At 34.2% G+C, this 8,606-nt stretch carries 5 protein-coding genes; 1 reads left to right on the plus strand and 4 read right to left on the minus strand.

Annotated elements, in window-relative coordinates; genetic code table 11:
* Together ACH2BV_RS15930 and ACH2BV_RS15935 are read right to left on the minus strand one after the other, a co-directional pair.
* A partial coding sequence (locus tag ACH2BV_RS15930; RefSeq protein ID WP_395051765.1) for an Ig-like domain-containing protein occupies positions 1 to 1,603 on the minus strand: 1,603 nt, incomplete at its 3' end.
* Between the two features lie 34 nt (positions 1,604 to 1,637).
* Entirely contained in the window at positions 1,638 to 3,719 is a 2,082-nt protein-coding gene (locus ACH2BV_RS15935) for an ice-binding family protein (RefSeq protein ID WP_395051766.1), read from the minus strand.
* Between the two features lie 99 nt (positions 3,720 to 3,818).
* Between ACH2BV_RS15935 and ACH2BV_RS15940 the strand changes: the two genes are divergently transcribed.
* Entirely contained in the window at positions 3,819 to 4,037 is a 219-nt protein-coding gene (locus ACH2BV_RS15940; protein WP_395051767.1) for a hypothetical protein, read from the plus strand.
* 108 nt (positions 4,038 to 4,145) lie between these two features.
* On the opposite strand, the gene ACH2BV_RS15945 is transcribed toward ACH2BV_RS15940, so the two are convergent.
* Both ACH2BV_RS15945 and ACH2BV_RS15950 read right to left on the minus strand, forming a co-directional pair.
* Positions 4,146 to 4,451 carry a hypothetical protein gene (locus ACH2BV_RS15945; protein WP_395051768.1) on the minus strand — a complete coding sequence of 102 codons (306 nt, stop codon included), beginning with the start codon at positions 4,449 to 4,451 and terminating at the stop codon, positions 4,146 to 4,148.
* 817 nt (positions 4,452 to 5,268) lie between these two features.
* The gene (locus ACH2BV_RS15950) at positions 5,269 to 7,176 is read right to left on the minus strand and encodes an ATP-binding protein (RefSeq protein WP_395051769.1); all 1,908 of its coding nucleotides are present in this window, start codon (positions 7,174 to 7,176) and stop codon (positions 5,269 to 5,271) included.
* Positions 7,177 to 8,606: the final 1,430 nt, after the last annotated feature.

Below are 8,606 nucleotides of genomic sequence, written 5' to 3' on the forward strand. Positions count from 1 at the left end.
CGCATACTTGATAGGTCAAGGTGTCTGTTCCTACATAGCCTGCCGTTGGTGTATAGATAATATCTCCCGATGCATTCACCGATGTCGTTCCATGCAATGGTGCTTTGGTTACCGTTACACTTGCTGGATTCAACATAGCATTTGGATTACCACTCGCATCATTGGCCAAGGTCTTAACCGTTACTGGTGTGCTAACTTTCGTTGTCGCTATATCAGTGTTTGCTATCGGTCCATTGTTGCTTGGTATTGTTGCATCTACCACCGTGATTTTAAATGGTACCAATGGACAATTCACACTTACTCCTGCTGGACATACTGGTACATTGAAGAAATAATCTCCTGATACACCACATATAAAGCTATAAGTACCTGCACTTGCTATCACTGGTAAACAAGCACTTGGATTTCCTGCTATAGCTACTGGTGTCCCATAAGTCGTACCGACTGGTACATCTTTGTCATTGGTCTTCAAATCACCCGATACTGATATATTTATCTGGGTTACGTTGAAATCTGGATTCAAGATTTGACAAACATTAACTACCACCGCAACAGTAGCCGCTGGTGAAGTACAACCGCCAACCGTTTGTGTTAAACTTACAGTATATGTTCCTGCTGTTGCACTCATAATGGTGTTGCTGGCTGCTGTACCTGTTAAAGTACCAGTACCTAAAGTTGCTGTTGTGGAGCTAACACTCCAAGTAACAGTTGCTCCCGATACTACCGTGGCTGTTAAAGTTGATACAACTCCTGTACAAGCTGGATTCGGATTGCCTACTAAACTTGTTGGGGCGGCTGGTGCCGATGGGTCAGTTAAAGTAGCCGTTACTGTATTACTACCAGAAGGACAGTTGATTGGATGACTTACTTTAATATTAGTATAACTCCCTGCTGTCAATCCAGTGATTGTAATACAGCCATTTGCATCTACATTCTGATTAGTTAATGCAGAGACTGGCGTACCATTTTTATTGTAACTAACTGTCCAGCCTGTACTATTCGCTATCATGCCACAAATCTTAATACTTCCATTAGAGCCACCACAAATGGAAGGGTTACTAATATTACTATCTCCTACATTTGCCAATGTTGGGCAACATGAAGAATTCACTACAACTATCACGCTTTCTGTGCTGTAACAACCTACTATATTATCTCTATAAGCAACGTAGTATGTTCCTGCCGCAGCAGCAGTAATTGCACTTCCTGATAGCCTATTGGCATCTGATGCAGGTGAAGCATTATGAAATGTAAGAGTCATTCCCGAAGGAGTACCCGTAGTTTCCACAAAGCTATTCAAATCTACAGTAGTAACAGGACAGGTATTTGTAGCTACACGTATTGGTGATGCTTCACTATAACAAGTGCCAAAATTATAGACACCATAGTAAAGCCCCGGAATTACTGCTGTGGGAGAAGCTACCAAATTACTTGCTGATATTGGCAAAGCATTATGCCACTCAAATGTAGCACCACTTGGTGGAGATGCACTTGGCTGGTGAGTAGTTAAGTCTGCAGTTTGAGCAAATGTTACATTAACAAAGCCTAACAATACAAACATCCAACCCAAAATCCAGTCTTTTATATTTAGATATTTTTTCATATCAAAAAATTTAGTTTACGTATAATGGGATAATTTATTTTAATGCTGGTGCCGCAATCTTGAGCGTACAATTATCCAATATCCATACATCGATTAAAACTTTTTTCTTAGTTAAACTTAAATCTGCAGTACAAGTATTAGAACCTACTGTGAAAGTAAGTGTGCCTAAGGTAGTACCATCATATTTCATTGGGATATTGAATGTTTGGACTCCAGTAGTAGTTGTAGTTACGTATGTAACTCCATTGGCTAAACTCATACCTGACCCACTCAAAGTAACTGGAAAATTACCTGCTGTTGTAACATTCATAGTAACTACAAGTGTTACTTGATTAGGTACGCCTTGTACTGGTGCTTGAATAATTTGAGTTTTAGCACAATCTAATGTTCCAGCAGGTGCTGGTGCTGCAACTACAATTTTAGAGGTCGCTGTGCTGCAGTTTGTTGGGTTGGTAACTTCACATATTTTATAAGTAAGGCTATAATTTCCTGCTGCTGTATTTGGTGCAACTGTAACAGTACCATTTGCATTTAATGTCAATCCTGTTGGCACCGTAACGCCTGATAGCGTAACATCTCCTGGAGCTGTTCCAATTACAACTGGAACTCCACCCAATCGATCATTTAAAGTTAATGAGGTTGTAACTCCTCCTGTTGAACCATTTACTGCTGTTGTAGTATCTGCTACTGCTAAAATAACAGGCATCCCTAAAGACGTAGAAGTAACGCATTCTGGATTATTATAAACAATACCTGCATAAGTAGTAACTGCACCACCAGTGGAAAGAAGCCTACCCGATAGAAACAAACCAGCTCCTGAGGTACAAGCACCGCCATGGGAAAGAAATGTTCCTTTTAACTCAGAGGCAGCTCCTATGCTAACGGCACCAGTGGCAACTCCAGCTCCGCCAATCCAAAAAACATTACAACGACGAGCTCCATTAGCTAAAATTATTTTTGATTGAGCCGCTATACCAAATGCCCCCGCAAATTTAAAAACAAATATGGCATTGGGATTATTTTGAGCGTCTAAGGTGATAGTTCCTCCTAAAGAACCTGCACCATTTACAAAATAAACTCCAGCATTAATTGTTTCTCCAATGCCAAAAGCCGCAGCGTGGCTAGTTACCGTATTTGGTAGAGCCATAAGTGCTATATAAGCGTTATCTATATCTGTTTTTGCTTGTGCTGTAGCAGCATTAGCAGTTTCAAAAGAGCCTATAACAATAGATGACTCATAACCAGATGAAGCACCAGATTCTGTTGCAATTTTTCCATTAATTCCACTGGTACTGGTATTTGATACAGCACCTAAGTTGGTAAAAAGGGCATAGTTTGTAAGAACACCCAAAACATCAACAGACGAGGCTGGACTACAGCCCGATTCACAAAATATTGGAATGGTGCAAGTGCCAGAAGGTGGTCTAACAATCGCTCCAACTCCAGTAGTTATCGCTCCTTCCATGCTAAGCATTCTTCCTTCAAGAACAGTACCTGCCCCAATCCCTACAGCACCTATTTTTGCAAATAAAGTTCCTTTTAAATTAGCATCAGCCGCAACTGAAACAGCTCCATTAGCCATAAAAAAAACATTACAGGATTGTGTTCCTCCAGTTAAGGTTATCGTTGCTCCCGCTCCTGCGGTCAAGGCCCCGCCCCATTTTATTATAAAGAAAGCATTCGGATTGCCCCCTCCATCGAGCGTAAGGGCTCCTCCTATAGATCCAGCAGCAGGTATGGAATAAACGCCGGGTGTTAGCGTTTCGCCACCTCCAAAAGCAGGAGCATGAGTGCCAGGAAAGTCAACAAACTTGTCGTTAAGATGAATATAAAATCTAAACAAATCGAATCTGGCCTGTGCAGTTGTCGCATTGGCATTGTAGGTATTGCCAATAAAATTAGGTGGTGCACCAAATCCGCTAATTATTCCAATATTTGTACCTACATCGCCAGTAAAGGATGCTCCAGATCCATTTGCAACCCCTCCTGCTCCTGTATAAGCTCCAAAGGAGGTAAGTATTCCTAAATTGGCTGTGCCATTGGGAGTCTGACTAAAGACTACATTTGATAAAAATAATAGTGCAATAGTTATTGCAGAAAATAGTATTTTTTTCATAATAATATGTTGATTTTTTAAATATTTTCGGTTATGTTCTATAATTGATGTTACGCACTAAAATTGTAAGTTTATAAAAAGCCAAATTATCTTTGGTACATGAAAACTGACCTTGATTTATACACAGACTATTTAATTAGCTCATTTAGTCAAACAAGTTCAACGGGCTTGTCTAATTTGTTAGATAAAGCTATCAGTCATGACGATGTAACTCGTTTTTTGAACCAAACAGACAATAGTAGCAAGGCACTTTGGAAAGTAGCCAAGCCATTAATTCGTCAGATTGAATCAGATGACGGCTTATTAATTCTTGATTAACGCCAGGGAACTATTATAATAATGGTACTAAATGGATAAGAGTAGCCGACGAAGCAAATGCAGGTGCAACTCGTTATAATTCTGTTGACAAATGTACCTGTACAGTGGTCAAAATGAGGACATATTAGTCCATTTGAATCTGTATAAGGCTTTTCTGAAATACGTTACATCACCTGCCGTAGCCGTATTATATACGTTCATACCTGCAACATGAGCTGAAAGTGGAGAAGCAGCGGTTGTACTGGTAAGTGCTACACGAGGCATTAACAATCCTTTGTTAGTGGATTCTATTTCTAAGACCGAATTGGCATTGATTATGGTAGGATTGTTACCTACTTTTACTTGGGCATTTGCAGTGATAGTTAAAAATGCGAAAATGCTCAAAATTGACAGTTTTAGTACGTTTGCTCTCATTATTTTTTTATAGCTTAAAATTTGCAGTTTGATTTTAATATTTAAGAAATTGTATTTACTGAATATTTATGCACAGGATGTCTGTTCAAAGTTTCATTTCATTAGGATAAAACCGTGACAGAACTATACTTATGCATGGTTTATTCTTAATTATATTTTGGGATAATAATATCATTTACAAGCCCTCGTTTATAAAGGAATTGAAAATCACATTTCCAAATTTTTGAAGTCATTAATCAGAAGGAAAATACTTTTACGGTATATTACTTTTATTGATAAGAAGCCTCAAGCTAAGTTTTCTAGCGTATTTGATGTTATATTCATCACCAAATACTGTTAAGTGTGAAAAGTTTAATGTAGAGTAGGAAACATGTTTTAACAACTTAACTCCTATACCTACTTGTTTTTTAAGCCAATATTAATCCAATCTGTATAAATAGGCACTAACAAGGGTGATAAACGACACCCTAAGGTGGCAAAGCTATTTCAACATGGTTAAAAATCTCAATTATTAAAACAATTGACATTAGTACCAATAACCGTGCTAAATATACGTATTTCGGAAAATTAATAAACCTTACAATTAATTTAAATATGATGTTATATGACATAACTCATAAAAAACATGGTGGATAACAAGTTTTGTTTAGTATTTAACCAGTGTAAGTCATAATTATTGAGTGAGAATTTTCTTTTAAAAAGACGGATTTCCTATATTATTTCTTGCGAAAATCAAAAACCTCACCATTCCACATATAGCAGACATTAGGTGATAGAAAGAGTAATCGTTGGTAAAAAACTGTTTTTGTAGAAAATACTATACGTTTGATAATCTTACTTCAAAAGTAGTTAGGTTATCAGCGTTATGGTCAAATTTTATTTTAACAGCATTAGTTCGGGAAAATTCTTTGATTAAAATTAAACCAATACCTAAGCCCTCTTCTCCAAATTCATAGTCATTGACATTATTAAACAAGGTTCTTATCTTTTCTCTTTGAGTATTAGTCATAGAATCACCTTTATTACTAATGGTCAATACAAAATCACCCTCATTTATATTGGTTTGTATAGTTATTTGATTCCCTTCTGGTGTATATTTGATTGCATTGTCGAGAAGATTGCGTATAATTAGTGAAAGAATATCTGGATCAATTTTAATTTCTTGGTCTTGAAAATTCTCTAAAATTGTTATTTTTTTTAATCTTGCCATATCACGGAAGATAGGAAGTACTTCATCGAAAAAAACTTGAATATTAATAACTGAAGGAACTATACGTATTTGTTTTTGTTGTGCTACACTCCATTCTAATAAATTATTGAGTAAAGCTGCTATATTTAAACCTAATTCATCTATTTTTTTCAAGACTTCTTGTAATCTATCAAATTGTTTGGTTTTGATTAGATACCCAACTATTTCAGAATATCGCTGATAAGAATTAAAAGGACTACGAAGGTCATGTGAAATAATGGTAAATAACATATTCCTACTCTGTGTTAATTTTTTAAGGCTTTTATTGGCATCGCGAAGACGAAGAGCAATAAAACTTACTGCTGTTATGATTAAGCAAGTTAAAACTAAAATTAATAACACTAAGCGTGCACGTGTTTCTGTTACTTGCTGCTGTAATTCTAAATTCTTTATGACTACATCTTTTTTTTCTGTCTCATATTTAGTTTGAAGTTCTTGCATTTCTTTGCTCTTTGTCGTTTTTTCTAAATCTTTTTTAATCCCATTTTCCTTTTCTAACGACTCATAAGCATTTTTATAATCCTTTTGCTTATATTGAATGATAGAAAGATTTTCATAGATTACTGATAGCATTGCAGGGTCATCTATTTTTAATTGATTATACACACGAATAGCTTCCTTAAAATAAGTTTTTGCCAGAATAAATTCATCAGAATCCATATAACTACAGCCCAAATTATACAAAGCTATAACTGTTTCATAATAAGGTTTCGGAGGTAAGCTTTCATAAGCTTTTAAATAACACCTTTGAACTACGCTCAAATTGTTGCCTTTTTTGTCTTCTTTAAGTCTATAAAAAACATTTGCTGAAGTTGTATAAAAACGATAATCTAAGTATCTAAATTCCTGATGTTTGTCTAATATTTCTTTTCCAATTTTATAGTAATATAACTGTTCTTCTACTTTTTTGCCAAGATAATGACCAAAAGCCATACGTATTACAATTATATTTAATTTAGTTTTCTCAACTGTGGTACTATTGTAATACTTTAAAATATTCTCAAAAGTTCGAATAACATGTTTTTCTCGATTCTCAAAAGCGTTAATGGGATGTTGAGATGCTAATATAATGTAGTAATTACTCAATATTATTCCTAAAGTATCATTTCTACGTTCAAAGTAAGTATTTGCTTTTAAAGCATTAGCCAAACACATTTCATAATCTATTCTAAATAATAATTTGGATTTTAATAAATAGTAAATAGCTAATCCTAAAGAATCTTTCTTTTTCAAAGATATCGTTTTGATGCTTTCTAAGTCTTTTCCCAAATCGTCCGAAAAATAACTTCGTCCCAATTCTAATTCAATCAAGGTATGCAAGTAAGTTAATGTTGATTTATCCTTTTGTAAATCAACAATTTTTTGAAGACTATCTATATTTAATAGTACCCTAAAATCTCGGTACTGTTTATAAGGTTTATTTTGGGCAAATGATGTTATAGAAATAGTTAATAGAATCAACAGTAGTTTTTTCATGGCTTTATTTTATTTAATAGACTTCTTTCCTAAATAACAGGTAACTTTTCAAAGATTTAGGGTTACAAGTCCACATATAATTAGCCAAACTGCCAAAATATTTTTCAGTTATTGCAGTAGGTCTCATTGACCATTTTAAAACACTTATATTATCGGTTTATATATCCGACTTTACTCTTTTTTTACAAAATCTCTTATTTTTGTTTTTTAGTTAACTCACTATTTTTTGTTTTTTATGTGGGACTTTACTATTCGTATTGGATTTTTTTCTATTCATTGAAAACCTAACTCTCCCCCCTTGATTTTTATTTTTAGAGTGCATTTTGAATGTCGTTTCTTTGAAAAACTTTAAGGTCAGATTTACACCCTTCTATTTTCAACTTGGCAATGCTGAATTATACTTTTGATAAGCAATTAGTTGTACCTATAATATGTGCTTTTTTTTAACCGTAGCGGCGGACAGTTTAAAAAGGTTGGATACTGCCTTAAATATTCTAATGTGAGTAGCAATTGATTGGGTAAACTGAAATCGCTATATAAGCCTCAATTGGAAAGGGTAGCTTTCTGTAAATAGGGAATATTTTGCTCATTTTCTTTTCTAAAAGAAAGACCAAATCATTCTTATATACTTTCGATTCAAACTTTATTTATATCAATGAATCCAGTTGATTTTCTGCTTTGGAAACAATCTGTTTTTTGAAAGATATTAAATGTTACAAAATAATACTGAGAAATCTTTGTAAGATTTATTTTGTGCAAATGATACTATGGGAAAATACATGAAACAATAATCATTACTAATTGCTTCTCAACCTATTCTCTATAAACATTTAAGTAAATATAACCTTTTTTTCTATAAAACCAAGAAATTATTGAAAAATATTATTTGGCATTATTTCAAAAATCTTTGTATCATCATTATAGAGTTTGTTAAAATGAGTCCATTTTCAAAAGATTCTACGTTTCTTTCATAGTCTTTAATATTCCTACGGAAGAATCGAAACGCCGATGCAATTCTTTCCTTCGTTTTCCATGAAGAATTACCAACAATCAAGCTGAGAGAGACTTCAGAACCGTCAAAACGAAACAAAAGTATCCACCAGTTTTAAGGCAATGACAGAACCGTTGTTGATGCAAATTACTATGCTCGTATTCAAGAATTTATTTCTACTATCAAAAAATATAAGCTAAATCCATTTCAAAATTTAAAACTTGTCTTTGAAAAAAACTTCAAGGGGTAGTTGCCAAATAATTGTGGTTACCACTTAGGTTCTTTTTTATTGAAATAGTACAATTTTTGAATGTAAATTTTGTGCTTTTTTAATAAAAATATACAAAGCCTCGATTTGAAAAAGCCATATTTTTATTAGAAAAATACGATTTGAGGCTGTTTTTCTGAAATCACTCAAAAATTCTTTATAATTTTATAT

It is taken from the genome of Flavobacterium sp. (assembly GCF_043780635.1).
Classification (GTDB): Bacteria; Bacteroidota; Bacteroidia; order Flavobacteriales; family Flavobacteriaceae; genus Flavobacterium.